Origin of the sequence: Sphaerisporangium sp. NPDC049003, assembly GCF_043197795.1 — a bacterium.
Lineage (GTDB): Bacteria > Actinomycetota > Actinomycetes > Streptosporangiales > Streptosporangiaceae > Sphaerisporangium.
In genome coordinates, this window is record NZ_JBICTU010000004.1 from 133,833 (window position 1) to 149,973 (window position 16,141).

Consider the following 16,141-nt stretch of genomic DNA (forward strand, 5'->3'; position numbering starts at 1 on the left):
TGGTGTGGTGGGTGTGGATGATAGGGGGGTGATTTCCTCATTTGCGTCTTTTGCGGTGGTGGCCGGATTGATGACGATCATCCCCGGGCTCGACACCGCCCTGGTCCTACGGGCAGCCGTCACCGGCGGACGGCGGCAGGCGTTCGCCACCGCCCTAGGGATCAACACCGGCGTCCTGATCTGGGGAGCCGCCGCCGCAGTGGGGATCTCCGCCCTGCTCACCGCCTCCGCGCTCGCCTACACCCTCCTGCGCTACATCGGCGCGGCCTACATGCTGTGGCTCGGAGCGTCCATGCTGTGGCGAGCCCGCGCGGGACAGGCCACAGACCCCACCCCGCAACCCGAGACGGCGAGCGGCGCGGGGCGAGCCTGGATCCGCGGCCTGGCCACCAACCTGCTCAACCCGAAAGTCGGCGTCTTCTACGTCGCCCTGCTCCCCCAGTTCATCCCCGACGGCGCCCCCCACCTGCTCACAGGCGTGCTGCTGGCACTGGTGCACAACATCGAGGGCATGGCCTGGTTCACACTGCTCATCTTCGGCACCGAGCTCGCACGCGGCTGGCTCTCCAAAGCACGGGTACGCCAGGCCGTGGACCGGCTCACCGGAGCGATCCTGATCACTTTCGGGCTGCGCCTGGCCCTGTCACAGCAGTAACGCACGCCGCGGCCCGATCGAGCAGCAACGCACGCTCCCGCTCGTTGCGCGTGAGCGACGCCGCGCGCTCGAACTCCCCACGCGCCTCGTCGAACCGCCCCAGCTTGGCCAGCAGATCACCCCGCACACTCGGCAACAGGTGATACCCCCTCAGCGACGGCTCGGAGGTCAGCTCGTCCACCAGCCGCAACCCCGCCGCAGGCCCGAACGCCATTCCCAGCGCGACCGCCCGGTTCAGCTCCACGACCGGAGAGGGCACCAGCCGGGCCAACCCCTCGTACAGCACCGCGATGCGCTCCCAGTCGGTCTCCTCGGGGGTGCGCGCCCGCGCGTGACAGGCCGCGATCGCCGCCTGCACCTCGTACGGCCCGGCCGGCCCGCCCAGCACCTCCGCGCGCGCAAGCGCCGCCAGGCCACGGCGGATGAGCAGCTGATCCCAGCGTGCGCGGTCCTGGTCGAGCAGCAGCACCGGCTTCCCCGACGGGCCCACCCGCGCGGCCGACCGAGACGCCTGGATCTCCAGCAGCGCGACCAGGCCATGCACCTCCGGCTCCCCAGGCATCAGCTCGGCCAGGATCCGCCCCAGGCGCAGCGCCTCCTCGCACAACGCCGGCCGCATCCAGTCGTCCCCGGCGGTCGCGGTGTACCCCTCGTTGAACACCAGGTAGATGACCTCCAGCACCGACGACAGGCGTTCGGCCAGCTCATCGGCCTCCGGCACCTCGAAGGGCACGCGCGCCTTGGCCAGCGTGCGCTTGGCCCGCACGATGCGCTGCGCGACGGTCGGCTCCCCCACCAGGAACGCCCGCGCGATCTCCTCGGTCTTCAGCCCCCCGAGCAGCCTCAGCGTGAGCGCCACCCGTGCCTCGGTGGACAGCACCGGGTGGCAGGCGGTGAACACCAGGCGCAACAGATCGTCCTCGATGTCGCCGTCCAGGCCAGCGGGAAGATCCGGCTCGGCGCCCTCCCCGCCGGTCAGCAACTCGTGACCGAGCTCCTCGATCTTGCGTTCGAACCGCTGCTCGCGGCGGATGAGGTCGACGGCGCGGCGTCTGCCGACGGTCATGAGCCAGGCGCCCGGATTGCGGGGGACGCCGGACTCGGGCCACTGCTCCAGCGCGGCGACCAGGGCGTCCTGCGCGAGCTCCTCGGCGAGGCCGACATCGCGCACGATGCGTGCGAGACCGGCGATCACCCTGGCCGACTCGATCCTCCAGACCGCGTCGATCGCGCCACGTGCATCGGTAGCCGTCACGGCCACCTATCAGAGCACCTCCTGCGGTGAGCTCGCAACACTCCGCCCGAGCCGCCGCCCGACGCCTTCCTCGACTCCCTGGCAACCCGAACACGGCCCGCGACCACGGGCCGGGGCAATCACATGGCTGGAAAAGGGTTGGACGGGGTGATGCTCGGGCTTGTAGCTTGCAGTTGACCGTGACACCGCCCAAGGAGGTGAGACCCATGAACGCTGTATCGATGTGGGTGCTCCCCCTTCCCGTCACGATCGGGCGATTGACGTAGGTGTCGCCGGGAGCGCCCCGCCAACAAGGCACTCCCGAAAGGCAACACCTATGCACTCTCTGCAGTCCACCGCCGAGCCGTCGCCGAACGACAGGGTCGAGAGCCACGTCACCGTGGGCGACGCCCCCAGGCCCTGGTCGCCGGCCTCCGGCGCCGATCGCGCGCCCCTCATCTTCGACGTGATCATCGCCGGGTGCGGGCCGACCGGCGCGATGCTGGCCGCCGAACTACGGCTGCACAATGTGCGGGTACTCGTTCTGGAGAAGGAAACCGAGCCCGCGTCGTTCGTCCGCATAGTCGGTCTGCATATTCGCAGTCTCGAACTGATGGCGATGCGCGGACTGCTGGATCGCATTCTCCAGCATGGAAGACAACGTCCGGCCGGCGGTTTCTTCGCCGCCATCCCCAAACCCGCGCCCAAGGGCCTGGACTCCGCGTACGCCTATCTGCTGGGCATCCCACAGCCGGTCATCGATCACCTGCTCGGAGAACACGCGATCGAACTGGGTGCGCAGGTCCGGCGCGGTTGCACGGTCACAGGCTTCGAGCAGGACGACGAGGGCGTGACCGTCGAGCTGGCCGACGGGGAACAACTGCGTTCGCGCTATCTCGTCGGCTGTGACGGCGGGCGCAGTACGGTGCGCAAACTGCTCGGCGTCGGCTTCCCCGGCGAGCCCTCACGGACCGACACGCTCATGGGCGAGATGAAAGTGGGTGTACCGCAGGAGGAGATCGCCACCAAGATGACCGAAATCAGCGAGACCCATCAGCGATTCTGGCTCCGGCCCTTCGGTGAAGGGGTCTATAGCGTCGTAGTCCCCGCCGCGGGAGTCAGCGACCGCGCGGAACCGCCCACCCTCGAAGATTTCAGACAACAGTTGCGCACCATCGCCGGAACCGATTTCGGCGTTCACTCCCCGCGCTGGTTGTCCCGCTTCGGGGATGCCACCCGGCTGGCCGAACGTTATCGGGTCGGGCGGGTGCTACTGGCCGGCGATGCGGCACACATCCATCCACCCACCGGCGGACAGGGCCTCAACCTGGGCGTTCAGGACGCCTTCAACCTCGGCTGGAAACTGGCCGCACAGATCCGCGGCTGGGCTCCGGAGACACTGCTGGACACCTACCAGGCCGAACGTCATCCGGTCGCCGAGGACGTGCTGGACAACACCCGCGCCCAGATGGAACTGCTGTCCACCGAACCGGGCCCGCAGGCCGTGCGCAGGCTGCTCACCGAACTGATGGACTTCGACGAGGTGAACCGCTATCTGATCGAGAAGATCACCGCGATCGGCATCCGCTACGACTTCGGCGAAGGCCCCGACCTGCTCGGCCGCCGCCTGCGCGACATCGACGTGAAACAGGGCCACCTGTACGGTCTGCTGCATCGCGGCCGCGGCCTGCTGCTGGACCGCACCGAACGCCTGACCGTCGGCGGCTGGTCGGACCGGGTCGATTACCTCGCGGATCCCACTGCGGCACTGGATGTTCCGTGCGTCCTGCTACGCCCCGACGGCCACGTCGCCTGGATCGGCGACGAACAGCAGGACCTGGACGACCACCTCTCCCGCTGGTTCGGCAAGCCCGCCAGCTGACCTTGCCTGAGGAAGGGTTTGTTGGGTGGGTGATTATGGTCTTCATCCACCCAACACCTTTACTTTGTAGATTCATAAGTCGGACGGGCGGGGCCAAGGTGGCCGGGTCAGGTGATCGGGGTGGACATCATCTGGTCGACGAGCGAGGTGGTGTGCTTGGCGTACCGGAAGAGCGGATGGGTCAGCACCTCCTGCAGGAAGGCCAGGTCGGTGCAGAGCCCCGCTCCCCTGACGGTGAACTCCTCCAGCGCGCGGTGCGCCCTGGCCACGGCCTGCGCGCGGGTCGGCGCCCAGACCGACACCTTCGCGATCAGCGGGTCGTAGTCGGCCGTGATGCGAAGGCCGGCGGCGGCATGGGTGTCGACCCGCGTGAACGGGCCGCCCGGCGGGACGAACTCCTCGATGATCCCCGGCGTGGGCACGAACCCCCGCGCCGGGTCCTCGGCGTTCACGCGGCACTCGATCGACACCCCCGTGGGCACGATGTCGCACTGGCGGTGGGCCAGGGGCCGCCCGGCGGCGATGACCAGCTGCTCGCGCACCAGGTCGATCCCGGTCACCATCTCGGTGATGGGGTGCTCGACCTGCAACCGGCAGTTGACCTCGATGAAGTGGCACGCGCCGCGCTCGTCCAGGACGTACTCGAACGTGCCCGCGCCGACGTACCCGGCCCGCAGGGCCGCGCGCACGGTGATCTCCCCGAGGTGCTCGATCGTCGCCTCGGGGAGGTTGGGCGGAGGCGTCTCCTCGATCAGCTTCTGCCGGCGCCGCTGCACCGAGCAGTCCCGGGCGCCCAGGTGGACGACGTTGCCGTGGCCGTCGGCGAGGATCTGCACCTCGACGTGCCTGGCGGCGTCCAGGTACTTCTCCACGTACACCCGGGGGTCGCCGAACAGGGTGACCGCCTCGCGCCGGGTGGCGGCGAACGCGCGGGCGAAGTCGCCCGGCTCGTGCACCACCGTCATGGCCCTCCCGCCGCCCCCCGCCGACGACTTGATCACGACGGGGTAGCCGACCGCGTCCGCCGTACGAGCGGCCTCGACCGGCCCCGCGGCGGGACCCGAGCCGCCGGGAAGCACGGGCAGCCCGGCCTCGGCGGCGAACTCGCGCGCGGACACCTTGTCGCCGAGCCGGGCGATCACGTGCGACGGCGGGCCGATCAGGGTCAGCCCGTGCGCCTCGCAGATCTCGGCGAACTCCGCGCTCTCCGACAGAAAGCCGTATCCGGGGTGGATGGCGTCGGCTCCGGTCTGCAGGGCGGCGGTGACGATCGCGGCCGCGTTGAGGTAGCTGTGCCTGGGTGCCGCGGGTCCGATCTGGACGGACTCGTCGGCCAGGCGCACCGCGGCGGAGTCGCGGTCCGCCGTGGAGTGGGCGACGACCGTGCGGATTCCCATCTCGCGGCACGTCCGAAGCACGCGCAGGGCGATCTCGCCCCGGTTGGCGACCAGAACTGTGGTGAACATCGCGCCAGGCTCCAAGCTCCGAGGAAGAAAGGATCAGTGGCCGTCGCAGGGCACGAGTGCCAGCAGCGGCTCCTCGTACTGGACCGGTGAGCCGTCGGTGGCGACGATCTCGCAGACGCGGCCGGGGTGCTCGGCCTGGACGGCGTTCATGAGTTTCATGGCCTCGATGATGCCCACCTGCTGGCCGGCCTCGACGACGTCGCCGATCTCGACGAACGGCGGCGCGCCGGGCTCCTGGGACCTGTAGAACGTGCCGACCATGGGTGCGGTGACGACGACCGCGCCCGGTGTGCCGGCGTCGACACCGGCGTCGATGCCGGGCGGGTCGTCGCGCCGTTGGAGCTCGGTGCCGGGCGGGCGCGGCTCGGGGTCGCGCGGCGCGGTGGGCGACCACTCGACGTCGACGGCCAGGGTGGCGGTCGAGACGGTGATCCTGCGCAGCGGGGCGGCGCCGGCCTGCCCGAGCCGGGCGGCGTGCCGGACGACCCAGTCCAGTACCTGCTCGCGCTCGTCCAGGTGTGCGGGTTCGGCTGTCATACGGGTTCCTCCTACGGCTGCCGGCGTGGTCGGCGGCAGGGGCCTAGGCGCGGGCTCCGAAGCGGCGGAAGCGCCGCCTGCGCTCGGCCACCAGCCGGTCGGGATCGGTCCGCGCGAGCTCGTACAGCGTCGCGGTGACGGCCTGCCTGACCAGCCGGACGGTGAGCGAGGGGTCGCGGTGCGCGCCGCCGTCCGGTTCGGGGATGACGGCGTCGACGATGCCGTGGCGCAGCAGCTCGCGCGCGCCCAGGCGCAGGGCGGCGGCGGCCCGCGGGGCCGCGGCGGCGTCGCGCCACAGGATGGCCGCGCATCCTTCGGGGCTGATCACCGAGTAGACGGCGTTGCCGAGGGCGAGCACCCGGTCGGCGACGCCCAGGGCGAGCGCTCCCCCGCTGCCGCCCTCGCCGCCCTCGCCGGTCACGACGGCGAGCACCGGGACGCGCAGCCGGGACATCAGGCGCAGGTTCTCGGCGATGGCGTGGGCCTGCCCGCCCGCCTCGGCCTCGACGCCGGCGTACGCGCCGGGGGTGTCGATGAGGGTGAGGATCGGCAGGCCGAGCTTGCCGGCCAGGCGCATCAGCCTGGCGGCCTTGCGGAATCCGGCCGGGGAGCCCATGCCGAAGTCGTGGGCGACGAGTTCGCGGGTGTCGTGGCCCTTTTGGTGGCCGATGAGCATGATGGGCACGTCGTCGAGGCGCCCGATGCCGCCGACGATCGCCGGGCAGTCCCCAAAGACGCGGTCGCCGTGCAGTTCCTGGAAGTCCTCCAGCAGGTAGCAGGCGTAGTCCAGGGTGGTGGGGCGTCCAGGGTCTCGGGCCAGGGCGACGGTCTGCCAGGCGTCGCGCTCGGGCAGGCGTTCGGCGCCGAGCACCAGCGGGGGCGCGCTGCCCCGCCAGGCGGCGGGTACGGCCCGGCCGCCGGTGGCCCAGGCGGCGGCCGACAGCAGGTGGGCCAGCAGGGGCCTGAGCTCGGCGCGGCGGCGCACGGCGTCGACCAGGCCGCCCGCGAGGAGCGTCTCGGCGGTCTGGAAGCCCTCGGGGAGGGTCTGCTTGATGGTGCCGGCGATGACGCGGGGCCCGGCGAAGCCCATGTGGGCGCCCGCCTCGGCGACGATGACGTCGGCCAGGGTGGCGTAGGAGGCGGCGACGCCTCCGTAGGTGGGGTCGGTGACCAGCGAGACGGTGAGCAGGCCCGCGTCGTCCAGGTCGGCCAGGGCCTGGCTGGTCTTGGCCATCTGCATCAGGGCCAGGGCGCCCTCCTGCATGCGGGCGCCTCCCGAGGCGGTGACGACGACCAGGGGGGTGGCGGTGGCCAGGGCGTGCTCGGCCGCGGCGGTGATGCTCTCGCCGACTGCGGAGCCGAGGCTGCCGCCCATGAACCCGAAGTCCATGACGGCGGCGACGACCGGGTGGCCGCGGACGGTGGCGGTCGCGCACACGACGGCCTCCCGCAGGCCGGTGGCGCGGCGGGCCTGCTCCAGCCGGGCGAGGTAGGGGCGGGTGTCGGTGAAGCCGAGCGGGTCGACCACGGTGGGCGAGGCGCCGATCGGGGTCGTGGAGCCGGGGTCCAGGAGCTGGCGCAGCCGTTCGGGCGCGGTGAGCCGGGCGTGGTGCCCGCAGCCGGGGCACACCCGCAGTCTCCGCCGGTAGTGCTCGCCGTACGTCGGCCCCTCGCAGCCGGGACAGCGGATCCACAGCGAGGAGGCGGGGACGGCGGTGGTCGCGGTCACGCGGCGGCCTTCCGGGTGGCCGCGTGGCGGGCGTCTGATCGCATGGCATTCCTCCTGTGACTCCCGGCAGGTGCGCCGGCCGTTCACGACGCGCGGCGGGCCCCCTGTCCGGAACCATCCCTCGGGGCGCTGGTCGATCGCTTGAGGGGCGCTGGAGGCGTTCTGGTCGGGGCGGGGTGGAGGGGTGCTCCCCGCCCACTAACTAACGTCCTTATGCCGAAATTATGTGCTATTTCATATCAAATCGGACGGGGGCTGCACCGGGATTCCCCGGCCACACAAGGGAACTCACCATTCGGAAATCCTACGCGAGGTAAAGAATACAGTACTAGACCAGGACTTTTTCGGAGATTTTGTCCTGAGGAGCCATTTTTCCGGAAGTTCCGATAAGCGGGTTCATCTAAATTCGAGAAGTCCACCAGGCGTCGAGGTCACGCCGACGCCGAGCGCCGGCCAGCTCGGACGACGTTGCCGATCATCTGCGGAGATCACATGGAATTCCGGGTTCTGGGTTCGCTGCAAGTCGTCGACGACACCACCGACCTGACGCCGAGCGCCGCCAAGGTGCGGGCGGTCCTGGCGATGCTCGTCCTGCGCCACAACCAGATCGTGTCCACCCGCGAGCTGATCGACGAACTGTGGGGCGAGCGCCCGCCGGCGACCGCCCTTCCCACCCTGCACACCTACGTGTACAAGCTGCGCAAGATGCTCGGCACCACCGGCCCCGCCACGGTGGTCACCAAGCCGTACGGGTACCTGCTCGCGACCTCGCCGGAGACCATCGACGTGTTCCGCTTCGAACGGCTGGTCGCCGACGGATGGAACGCGCTGGAGCGCCAGGACCCCGAGCACGCCACCGAGGCCCTCTCCCAGGCCCTGGCCCTGTGGCGGGGGCCCGCCCTGGTCAACCTGGCGGCGGGCGAGCTGCTGTCGGCGCAGATCACCCGGCTGGAGGAGAGCCGCCTGCGCGCCCTGCAGCTGCGCCTGTCGGCCGACCTGCGGCTGGGCAGGCACCGCGAGCTGATCAGCGAGCTCAAGGAGCTCATCGCCACCTACCCCCTCGACGAGGACTTCTACGCCAAGCTCATGACCGCGCTCTACCAGGTCGGACGGCGCGGCGAGGCACTGGAGGTGTACCAGAACCTGCGCCAGATCCTGGTAGGCCAGCTCGGGCTGGAGCCCTCCCCCGCCCTGTGCCGCCTGCAGCGGCGCCTGCTGTCGGCCGACCCCGGCCTGGAGCAGCCGGGACTGGAACAGCCCGGCCTGGAACCCGGGCCGGAGAACCCGCCCCGGCCGGCCGCGCGGGCGGGCACCGTCAAACCCGCGCAGCTGCCCGCCGACATCGCCGACTTCGTCGGGCGCGAAGAGGTGGGCGAGCGGATCGCCGCGGTGCTGTCGCGACCCGCCGAGTCCGGCACCGCCGTACGGGTGATCTGCGTCAGCGGGATGCCCGGGGTCGGCGAGACGGCGCTGGCCGTCCACGCCGCGCACCGCGCCCGGGGCGGCTTCCCCTCGGGCCAGTTGTTCGCCGAGCTCGGCGGCGCGAGCGCCCCGGCCGACCCCGGCGAAGTGCTCGCGGGGTTCCTGCGCGCCGCCGGGGTGCCCTCCGGCGACATCCCCGCCGACCGCGACGAGCGCAGCAAGCTGTTCCGCACCTGGTGCAGCGACCGGCAGGTCCTCATCGTGCTCGACGACGCGAGCAGCCCCGCGCAGATCCAGCCACTGCTGCCGGGGTCGGCCGGGTGCGCGGTCATCGTCACCAGCCGGTTCGGGCTGCACGGGTTCGCCGGCGCGCAGATGGTCGAACTGGACCCGCTCAGCCCCGCCGAGGGCCTCGAACTGCTCGCCAGGATCATCGGCCGGGCCCGACTGGACGGCGAGCGCGCGGCCGGCGAGCGGATCGTCGGCCTGTGCGGGCGGCTGCCCCTGGCCCTGAGGTGCGCCGGTTCCCGGCTGGCCGCCGGCCAGGGGCTGACGCTGGCGAAGTTCGCCGAACGGCTGGAGGACCCCCGCGCCCGCCTCTCCCACCTGTCGGTCGCGGACCTGGACGTGCGCGCGGCCTTCTGCGGCACCTACGAGCGGCTCGGCGAGCCGGAGCGCAGCCTGTTCCGGCTACTCGGGCTGCTGCAGACGCCCTACGTCACCGTACGGCAGGCGTGCGCGCTGCTCGGCTGCGAGGTCGACCACGCCGAACGGCTGCTCGCCCGGCTCGCCGACTGCTCGCTGCTGAAGGCGCGGGCCGGGTCGCTCGGCGAGCTGCGGTACGCGATCCACGAGCTGGTCAGGCTGTACGCCAGGGAATGCCTGGAAAAGGAGCTGGACACCTGCGGCGAGTTCACGCCCGAGCCCCCCGCGCAGGCCAGCGTCCCCGCGCCCGCGCGGATCCCCTCCGGCACCGGGACCCCGCCGCCCGCCGGGTCCGGCGACGACCACGACGTGGGCGCCCGCGAGGACCACGACGCCGGGGAGCGGTCCTTCTCGCTGCTGATGGCGCCCGCCGAGTGCGTCAACGGGAGCGCGGCCCGCGTGCTCGGCCCGTAAGGGCGCCGCGGCGGGAGGTCGCGGTGGTGCGGCGCGGCCTCATTCCGGCACTAGCGCTGCATCAGCAGCAATCCAGGCGTTCCGGACACCATTGCGTCTACGGACGAAAGGAGACGTGTGGTGCATCGGACGCTAATCGTGGCGAAGATGGAACCCTCCGAGACGGAGGCGGTTGCCAAGATCTTCGCCGACTCGGACGCGAGCGACCTGCCGCATCTCATCGGGGTGTCGAGGCGAACGCTGTTCCGCTTCCACGACCTGTACTTCCACCTGGTCGAGGCCGACCACGACATCACGCCCAACCTGTACAAGGCGCGCAGCCACCCGCTGTACGGGGAGATCAACCAGCGGCTCGGCGAGCACATCCGGCCCTACGACCCGAACTGGCGCGAGCCCAAGGACGCCATGGCCGAACCGTTCTACACCTGGGAGGCGGACGGCCATGACTGAGAACCGCCTCACCAAGGTCACCGTCAGCGAGGTCGCGCCCAACCGGCGCCGCGGCGGCGACATCCGCGTCCTGCTCAGCCCGAAGACCACCGGCTCCACCTCCGGCTTCATGGGCGTCGCCTTCCTGCAACCCGGAGAGCACTTCGTCGAGCACTACCACCCGTACTCCGAGGAGTTCATGTACCTCGTACGCGGCACGGTCCTCGCCCGCGTCGACGGCGAGCAGGAGATCGTCCTGCACGCCGGCGACGCGCTCATGGTGCCCAAGACGGTCAGGCACCGGATCCAGAACACCGGCGAGGAGGAGGCCTGCATGGTCTTCCACGCCAGTCCCCTGGCCCCGCGGCCCGACCTCGGCCACGTGGACACCGAGCCGGCAGCGAACGACGCCGCGGCAGGGAGCCCGCGGTGAACATCGTGGACACCCGTCCGACCACCCGGCGCCGCACCCGGGCGCGAGGTGGCGCCAGGCGCTCCTCGCGCACGCGCCACGACCGCCGGGTCGTCATCACCGGGATCGGCGTCACGGCACCCGGCGGCATCGGAGTGAAGTCCTTCTGGGACCTGCTCACCGCCGGGCGCACCGCGACGCGCGCCATCACACTGTTCGACGCGACCGGATTCCGCTCCCGGATCGCCGCCGAATGCGACTTCGACCCGGGCGCGCACGGACTGTCCCCGCAGGAGATCCGCCGCATGGACCGCGCCGCCCAGCTCGGCGTGGTCGCTGCGCGGGAGGCCCTGGCCGACAGCGGCCTGACCGGCCAGGACGTGCCGCCCGAGCGCCTCGGGGTCACCATCGGCAGCGCGGTCGGCTGCACCATGGGCCTGGAGGAGGAGTACGTCGTCCTCAGCGACGGAGGCAGGAACTGGCTCGTCGACCCGGCCTACGGAGTGCCCCAGCTATACGGGTACATGGTGCCGAGCACCATCGCCACCGAGATCGCCTGGGCCGGCGGAGCGGAAGGCCCGGTCGCGCTCATCTCCACCGGATGCACGGCCGGACTCGACTCGGTCGGCCACGGCTACCAGCTCGTCAAGGAGGGCACCGCCGCCGCCGTGATCGCCGGAGCCGCCGACGCGCCGATCTCACCGATCACCGTCGCCTGCTTCGACGCCATCAAGGCCACCTCGCCGAGCAACGACGAACCCGAACACGCCTCACGCCCCTTCGACATGAACCGCAACGGCTTCGTGCTCGGCGAGGGCTCGGCGGTGCTCATCCTGGAGGAGCGCGAGGCCGCGCTGCGGCGCGGCGCGCAGGTGTACGCCGAGATCGTCGGCTTCGCCAGCCGCAGCAACGCCTACCACATGACCGGCCTGAAACCGGACGGCCGCGAGATGGCCGAGGCCATCGGGGCCGCCATGCGCCAGGCGCGGCTGCGGCCCGAGGACGTCGACTACATCAACGCCCACGGGTCGGGCACCCGGCAGAACGACCGCCACGAGACCGCGGCGTTCAAGAGCGCACTGGGCGACCGGGCCTACCGGATCCCTGTCAGCTCGATCAAATCCATGATCGGGCACTCGCTCGGCGCCATCGGATCCATCGAGGTCGCCGCCTGCGCGCTGGCCATCAGGAACAACGTCGTCCCCCCGACCGCGAACCTGCACACCGCCGACCCCGAGTGCGACCTCGACTACGTGCCGCTCACCGCCAGGGAGCGCGACGTCGAGGTGGTCCTCAGCGTGGGCAGCGGGTTCGGCGGGTTCCAGACCGCCATGCTGCTCGCCCGCGACAGGGGCGGGCTCACCGGCCCGGGAGGTGACCGCCATGACTGAGCGGACCGGCGCGGGCGGCGCCCGCCCGGTGGTGACCGGCATCGGCGTCGCGGCGCCCAACGGCCTCGGCACGCAGGCCTACTGGTCGGCCACGCTGGACGGCAAGAGCGGCATCGGCCGGATCACCCGCTTCGACTCCGAGCGGTACCCGGTGCGCGTCGCGGGCGAGGTGTCGGAGTTCGACGACACCGAGCACGTGCCGAGCCGCCTGGCCGTGCAGACCGACCACTGGAGCCACCTCGGCCTCACCGCCGCCGACATGGCGCTGCGCGACGCGCGGATCGAACCCGGCGAACTGCCCGAGTACGAGATGGCCGTCGTCACCGCCGGCTCCTCCGGCGGCACCGAGTTCGGCCAGCGCGAGATCGAGAAGCTGTGGAGCCAGGGCCCCGAGTACGTCGGGGTGTACCAGTCCATCGCCTGGTTCTACGCGGCCACCACCGGCCAGATCTCCATCCGGTACGGCATGCGCGGGCCCTGCGGGGTGGTGTGCACCGAGCAGGCGGGCGGGCTGGACGTGGTCGCGCAGGCCAGGCGGCTGCTCCGCCAGGACGCCACCATGGTGGTGACGGGCGGGACCGACGCCTCGCTGTGCCCGTACGGGCTCGTCGCGCAGATCTCCACCGGCCTGCTCAGCCCGCGCGACGACCCCGAGCGCGCCTACCTGCCCTTCGACGACGACGCCTGCGGATACGTGCCCGGCGAGGGCGGGGCGATGCTCATCGTCGAGGACCACGACGCGGCCCTGGCCCGGGGCGCCCGGCCCTACGGCGCGATCGCCGGATACGGCGCGACCTTCGACCCCCGCCCCGTGCAGGGCGAGGAGAACAGGTCCAACCTGCAACGGGCGATCACGCTGGCGCTGCGAGAGGCCGAGGTGAGCCCCGGCCAGGTGGACGTGGTGTTCGCCGACGCCCTCGGCGTGCCCGAGCGCGACCTGGCCGAGGCACGGGCCATCTCCGCGGTCTTCGGCCCCTACGGGGTGCCGGTCACCGCGCCCAAGACCATGACCGGGCGGCTGTACGCCGGCGGCGCGGCGCTCGACGTGGCCACCGCGCTGCTCGCCATCCGCGACGGCGTGATCCCGCCGACCGTGGGGGTGCGCGCCGCCGCGCCCGCCTACGAGCTGGACCTGGTGCGCAGCGCGGCCAGGGACGGGCCCGTGCGCAGGGCGCTGGTGCTCGCACGCGGCCACGGAGGGTTCAACGCGGCCCTGCTCGTCACGGATGTCTAGCCCACCCGACCTCGCGACAACGGAGAACCGACATGACCGAATTCACCCTCGACGACATGAGACGCATCATGGGCGGCTGCGCGGGAGTGCCCGACGCCGTCGACCTGGCCGACGACATCGGCGAGATGTCGTTCGTCGACCTCGGCTACGACTCGCTCGCGGTGCTGGAGATGGCCGCCCGCATCCAGCAGCAGCTCGGCGTCCGCATCCCCGACGACGCCGTCGATGAGATGAAGACCCCGCAGGCCGCGGTCGACTACGTCAACCGCCGGCTCGCGGCCTGACACCGGAGGAACGTCATGGCAGGACACGCGGACAACGAGATCATCATCGCCAGTCCCATGGACCTTCTGTGGAACATGACCAACGACGTCGAGTCGTGGCCCACGCTGTTCAGCGAGTACTCCGCCTCGCAGATCCTGGAGCAGCGCGGGCCCACCATCAGGTTCCGGCTCACCATGCACCCGGACGCCGACGGCAACGAGTGGAGCTGGGTGTCGGAGCGCACGCCCGACCCGGCGACCAGGACCGTACGCGCCCACCGGGTCGAACCGGGCTGGTTCAAGTACATGAACCTGTTCTGGGAGTACACCCAGGTGCCCGACGCGGTGCGCATGCGCTGGGTCCAGGACTTCGAGATGAAGCCGGACGCCCCGCTCAGCGACAAGCAGATGACCAAGCGGCTCAACGACAACACCGTGATCCAGATGAACCGGATCCGGCAGATCGTCGAGGAGGCCGCCGACCAGTCCCCCGTCCGGATGTGACCCCACTCCGGGCCACCACACGTCCGGGCCCGGCTCCGCCCGGACCGGCCTCCCCGCACCACCACCCCCTTCGATGACAGCAAGTCCGACGGAAAGAAGAGAGTGGGCATGAACCACAAGGACAGCGTGTACCGCGTCATGGTCAGGATGCGGATCCACCCGGGCATGGAGCGCGACTTCGAGAAGACCTGGCGCGAAGTCGCCGCCACCATCGCCCGCCACCCGGCGAACGTCGGCCAGTCGATGGCCAAGAGCCCCGACGAGGACGGCATCTACTACATCGTCAGCGACTGGGAGAGCGAGGAACGGTTCCACGAGTTCGAGCACAGCGCCGAGCACGCCGCCAACCGCATGCGGCTGGACCCCTACCGCGACTCGGCCGGCACCTCGATGACCCCCATGATCGTGGCCTCGCGCCTGGGAGCCCAGCCCAGCCCCGGCCGGGTGCGCGTCGCGCTCTACCTGAACGAGCCGGAGAACGACAGAGGCTCCATCGAGAACGCCTACCACCAGATCAGCACGACCCTCGCGGGCAGGACCGGGCTGCGCGGCAACGAGCTCCTGCGCTCGCTGCGCGACCCGCGCCGGTTCGCCGTGCTGAGCGAGTGGGACGACGTGCCCACCTACCGCGAGTGGGAGCGCAGCCCCGAGCACCTGCCGACCACCTCGCCGCTGGCCAGGTACCACGACAAGGGCCTTGGGATCTTCGGCTCCTACGAGGTCGTGGCCGCCTACTGACCGGCCCGCCCGCCTCCCCGGACGGCACCGGCCGCCCGGGGAGGCCACCGGCGGCCCGGGGGTGTTCCCCGGCCCGCCCGGTGAACACCCCCGGGCCGCCACCATGCCGGTGCGAACGCACCGGAACGACGACGGAGGTAACCGATGCCCTACGCGATGATCACTTTCCGGATCAAACCCGGACACGAGGACGAGCTCGCCGAGCTGTTCGGCGGCGCCCCGCCCCTGGAGTCGCCGATCGTCACCGACGACAACGGCGAGGAGACCGCCCGCCTGCTCGGGACCGGGGTGTTCGTCAAGGACGACGTCCTGGTGCGGCTGGTGCACTACGAGGGCGACTTCGCCGGGATCGCCCGCCACCTGGCCGGCCAGCGGCACGTCCACATCATCGAGGACGAGATCGTGCCGTTCCTGGCCGACGCCCGCGACACCGCCACCTCCGAGGGGTTCGCCGCGTTCTTCCGCAACTCGATGATGCGGTGCGTCACGCAGTCGTCCAGCGAGACCCACCCCACCCGGCTGTGACATCGGCCGCGGGAGGCGGAACCGGCGCTCGCCGCTCCGCCGAGCCGGGGCCCGCGGCACTCCGCCCGGGCCCCGCCGCCGCGATTGGAGTGACCACCATGCCGCACGACGAGACCGTCGACGTCCTTGAGGCGGTCGAACGCCAGACCGCCTCCCTGTTCGCGCAGGCCAACCGGCTCGTGGAGGCGCTGGCCGCGCGCGTCGGGCTGGACGCGACCCACTTTCGGTGCCTTTCTGTGCTGTGCCGCCAGGGCCCCATGTCCGTCCGCTGCCTGGCCGCGCTGGCCGGGCTCACCGACGAGGAGGCCACCGAGGTGGTCTGCCACCTGGAACACGACGGCTACGCCGCACGCCGTCGCGAGGCCGACAGCCACCGGATCCTGGTCCACCCCGACCGCGTCGCCCACCGGGCCCGCGTGGAACCGGCCCTCCGGGAGCTGCGCGAGGCCTGGTACCCCCTGGTCCGGCGCAGGTGTGACGACCTCGGCCTGGTCGCCGCTCTGATGGCGGAGAGCCGCAGGCTGAGCGACCTGTCCATGACGTTCCGCACCCAACCTGAGGCCTTTACAATGTAGATTAACAACGGCCGGGGCGGGACCGG

General features: G+C 71.4%; 16 protein-coding genes. 12 read left to right on the forward strand and 4 right to left on the reverse strand.

Going from position 1 to position 16,141, the window contains the following annotated elements; genetic code table 11:
* The first annotated feature begins 70 nt into the window (after positions 1 to 70).
* Positions 71 to 655: a LysE family translocator gene (locus ACGFIV_RS05655; protein ID WP_358553533.1), complete on the forward strand. Its 585-nt coding sequence runs from the start codon at positions 71 to 73 to the stop codon at positions 653 to 655.
* Here ACGFIV_RS05655 and ACGFIV_RS05660 read toward each other — a convergent pair.
* Entirely contained in the window at positions 618 to 1,910 is a 1,293-nt protein-coding gene (locus ACGFIV_RS05660) for an RNA polymerase sigma factor (RefSeq protein ID WP_358553535.1), read from the reverse strand. The genes ACGFIV_RS05655 and ACGFIV_RS05660 overlap by 38 nt on opposite strands.
* Before the next feature lie 436 nt (positions 1,911 to 2,346).
* Here ACGFIV_RS05660 and rox point away from each other — a divergent pair, with 436 nt between their 5' ends.
* Positions 2,347 to 3,771 (forward strand): rifampin monooxygenase, encoded by a 1,425-nt coding sequence (rox, locus tag ACGFIV_RS05665; RefSeq protein ID WP_392832617.1) that lies wholly within the window; start codon positions 2,347 to 2,349, stop codon positions 3,769 to 3,771.
* A gap of 107 nt (positions 3,772 to 3,878) precedes the next feature.
* Here rox and ACGFIV_RS05670 read toward each other — a convergent pair whose 3' ends face one another.
* The 3 genes from ACGFIV_RS05670 to ACGFIV_RS05680 are packed head-to-tail and all read right to left on the reverse strand — an operon-like array spanning position 3,879 to position 7,503.
* Positions 3,879 to 5,237, reverse strand: coding sequence for an acetyl/propionyl/methylcrotonyl-CoA carboxylase subunit alpha (locus tag ACGFIV_RS05670; protein WP_392832308.1), 1,359 nt, complete (start codon positions 5,235 to 5,237; stop codon positions 3,879 to 3,881).
* Between the two features lie 33 nt (positions 5,238 to 5,270).
* Positions 5,271 to 5,774 (reverse strand): biotin/lipoyl-containing protein, encoded by a 504-nt coding sequence (locus tag ACGFIV_RS05675; protein WP_358553539.1) that lies wholly within the window; start codon positions 5,772 to 5,774, stop codon positions 5,271 to 5,273.
* A gap of 43 nt (positions 5,775 to 5,817) precedes the next feature.
* Complete coding sequence (locus tag ACGFIV_RS05680) at positions 5,818 to 7,503, reverse strand: acetyl-CoA carboxylase carboxyltransferase subunit alpha (protein WP_392832311.1); 1,686 nt, start codon at positions 7,501 to 7,503, stop codon at positions 5,818 to 5,820.
* Between the two features lie 492 nt (positions 7,504 to 7,995).
* Here ACGFIV_RS05680 and ACGFIV_RS05685 point away from each other — a divergent pair, with 492 nt between their 5' ends.
* The 10 genes from ACGFIV_RS05685 to ACGFIV_RS05730 all read left to right on the forward strand — a co-directional run bounded on the left by ACGFIV_RS05685 (position 7,996) and on the right by ACGFIV_RS05730 (position 16,115).
* Positions 7,996 to 10,044: a BTAD domain-containing putative transcriptional regulator gene (locus ACGFIV_RS05685; protein WP_358553543.1), complete on the forward strand. Its 2,049-nt coding sequence runs from the start codon at positions 7,996 to 7,998 to the stop codon at positions 10,042 to 10,044.
* A 120-nt stretch (positions 10,045 to 10,164) separates the two neighbouring features.
* Positions 10,165 to 10,494 (forward strand): TcmI family type II polyketide cyclase, encoded by a 330-nt coding sequence (locus ACGFIV_RS05690; protein WP_358553545.1) that lies wholly within the window; start codon positions 10,165 to 10,167, stop codon positions 10,492 to 10,494.
* Positions 10,487 to 10,906, forward strand: a complete 420-nt coding sequence (locus ACGFIV_RS05695; protein ID WP_358553547.1) for a cupin domain-containing protein — start codon at positions 10,487 to 10,489, stop codon at positions 10,904 to 10,906. The genes ACGFIV_RS05690 and ACGFIV_RS05695 overlap by 8 nt, the downstream gene beginning before the upstream one ends.
* Entirely contained in the window at positions 10,903 to 12,276 is a 1,374-nt protein-coding gene (locus tag ACGFIV_RS05700) for a beta-ketoacyl-[acyl-carrier-protein] synthase family protein (protein ID WP_358553549.1), read from the forward strand. The genes ACGFIV_RS05695 and ACGFIV_RS05700 overlap by 4 nt, the downstream gene beginning before the upstream one ends.
* Positions 12,269 to 13,510 carry a ketosynthase chain-length factor gene (locus ACGFIV_RS05705; RefSeq protein ID WP_358553551.1) on the forward strand — a complete coding sequence of 414 codons (1,242 nt, stop codon included), beginning with the start codon at positions 12,269 to 12,271 and terminating at the stop codon, positions 13,508 to 13,510. Before ACGFIV_RS05700 ends, ACGFIV_RS05705 begins: the two co-directional genes overlap by 8 nt.
* 32 nt (positions 13,511 to 13,542) lie before the next feature.
* The gene (locus ACGFIV_RS05710) at positions 13,543 to 13,794 is read left to right on the forward strand and encodes an acyl carrier protein (protein ID WP_358553553.1); all 252 of its coding nucleotides are present in this window, start codon (positions 13,543 to 13,545) and stop codon (positions 13,792 to 13,794) included.
* Between the two features lie 15 nt (positions 13,795 to 13,809).
* Entirely contained in the window at positions 13,810 to 14,277 is a 468-nt protein-coding gene (locus tag ACGFIV_RS05715) for an SRPBCC family protein (RefSeq protein ID WP_358553555.1), read from the forward strand.
* A 108-nt stretch (positions 14,278 to 14,385) separates the two neighbouring features.
* Entirely contained in the window at positions 14,386 to 15,015 is a 630-nt protein-coding gene (locus ACGFIV_RS05720; RefSeq protein WP_358553557.1) for an antibiotic biosynthesis monooxygenase, read from the forward strand.
* Between the two features lie 144 nt (positions 15,016 to 15,159).
* On the forward strand, positions 15,160 to 15,540 hold the full coding sequence (locus ACGFIV_RS05725) for a SchA/CurD-like domain-containing protein (RefSeq protein ID WP_392832320.1): 381 nt from the start codon (positions 15,160 to 15,162) through the stop codon (positions 15,538 to 15,540).
* 98 nt (positions 15,541 to 15,638) lie between these two features.
* The gene (locus ACGFIV_RS05730) at positions 15,639 to 16,115 is read left to right on the forward strand and encodes a MarR family transcriptional regulator (protein ID WP_392832323.1); all 477 of its coding nucleotides are present in this window, start codon (positions 15,639 to 15,641) and stop codon (positions 16,113 to 16,115) included.
* The last annotated feature ends 26 nt before the right edge of the window (positions 16,116 to 16,141 follow it).

What these genes read in the sequence shown, in the direction of transcription:
- ACGFIV_RS05655 (WP_358553533.1), top strand. Translation starts at nt 71, where the DNA reads ATGACGATCATCCCCGGGCTCGACACCGCCCTGGTCCTACGGGCAGCC.
- ACGFIV_RS05670 (WP_392832308.1), bottom strand. Translation starts at nt 5,237, where the DNA reads ATGTTCACCACAGTTCTGGTCGCCAACCGGGGCGAGATCGCCCTGCGC.
- ACGFIV_RS05675 (WP_358553539.1), bottom strand. Translation starts at nt 5,774, where the DNA reads ATGACAGCCGAACCCGCACACCTGGACGAGCGCGAGCAGGTACTGGAC.
- ACGFIV_RS05685 (WP_358553543.1), top strand. Translation starts at nt 7,996, where the DNA reads ATGGAATTCCGGGTTCTGGGTTCGCTGCAAGTCGTCGACGACACCACC.
- ACGFIV_RS05695 (WP_358553547.1), top strand. Translation starts at nt 10,487, where the DNA reads ATGACTGAGAACCGCCTCACCAAGGTCACCGTCAGCGAGGTCGCGCCC.
- ACGFIV_RS05705 (WP_358553551.1), top strand. Translation starts at nt 12,269, where the DNA reads ATGACTGAGCGGACCGGCGCGGGCGGCGCCCGCCCGGTGGTGACCGGC.
- ACGFIV_RS05710 (WP_358553553.1), top strand. Translation starts at nt 13,543, where the DNA reads ATGACCGAATTCACCCTCGACGACATGAGACGCATCATGGGCGGCTGC.
- ACGFIV_RS05715 (WP_358553555.1), top strand. Translation starts at nt 13,810, where the DNA reads ATGGCAGGACACGCGGACAACGAGATCATCATCGCCAGTCCCATGGAC.
- ACGFIV_RS05720 (WP_358553557.1), top strand. Translation starts at nt 14,386, where the DNA reads ATGAACCACAAGGACAGCGTGTACCGCGTCATGGTCAGGATGCGGATC.
- ACGFIV_RS05725 (WP_392832320.1), top strand. Translation starts at nt 15,160, where the DNA reads ATGCCCTACGCGATGATCACTTTCCGGATCAAACCCGGACACGAGGAC.
- ACGFIV_RS05730 (WP_392832323.1), top strand. Translation starts at nt 15,639, where the DNA reads ATGCCGCACGACGAGACCGTCGACGTCCTTGAGGCGGTCGAACGCCAG.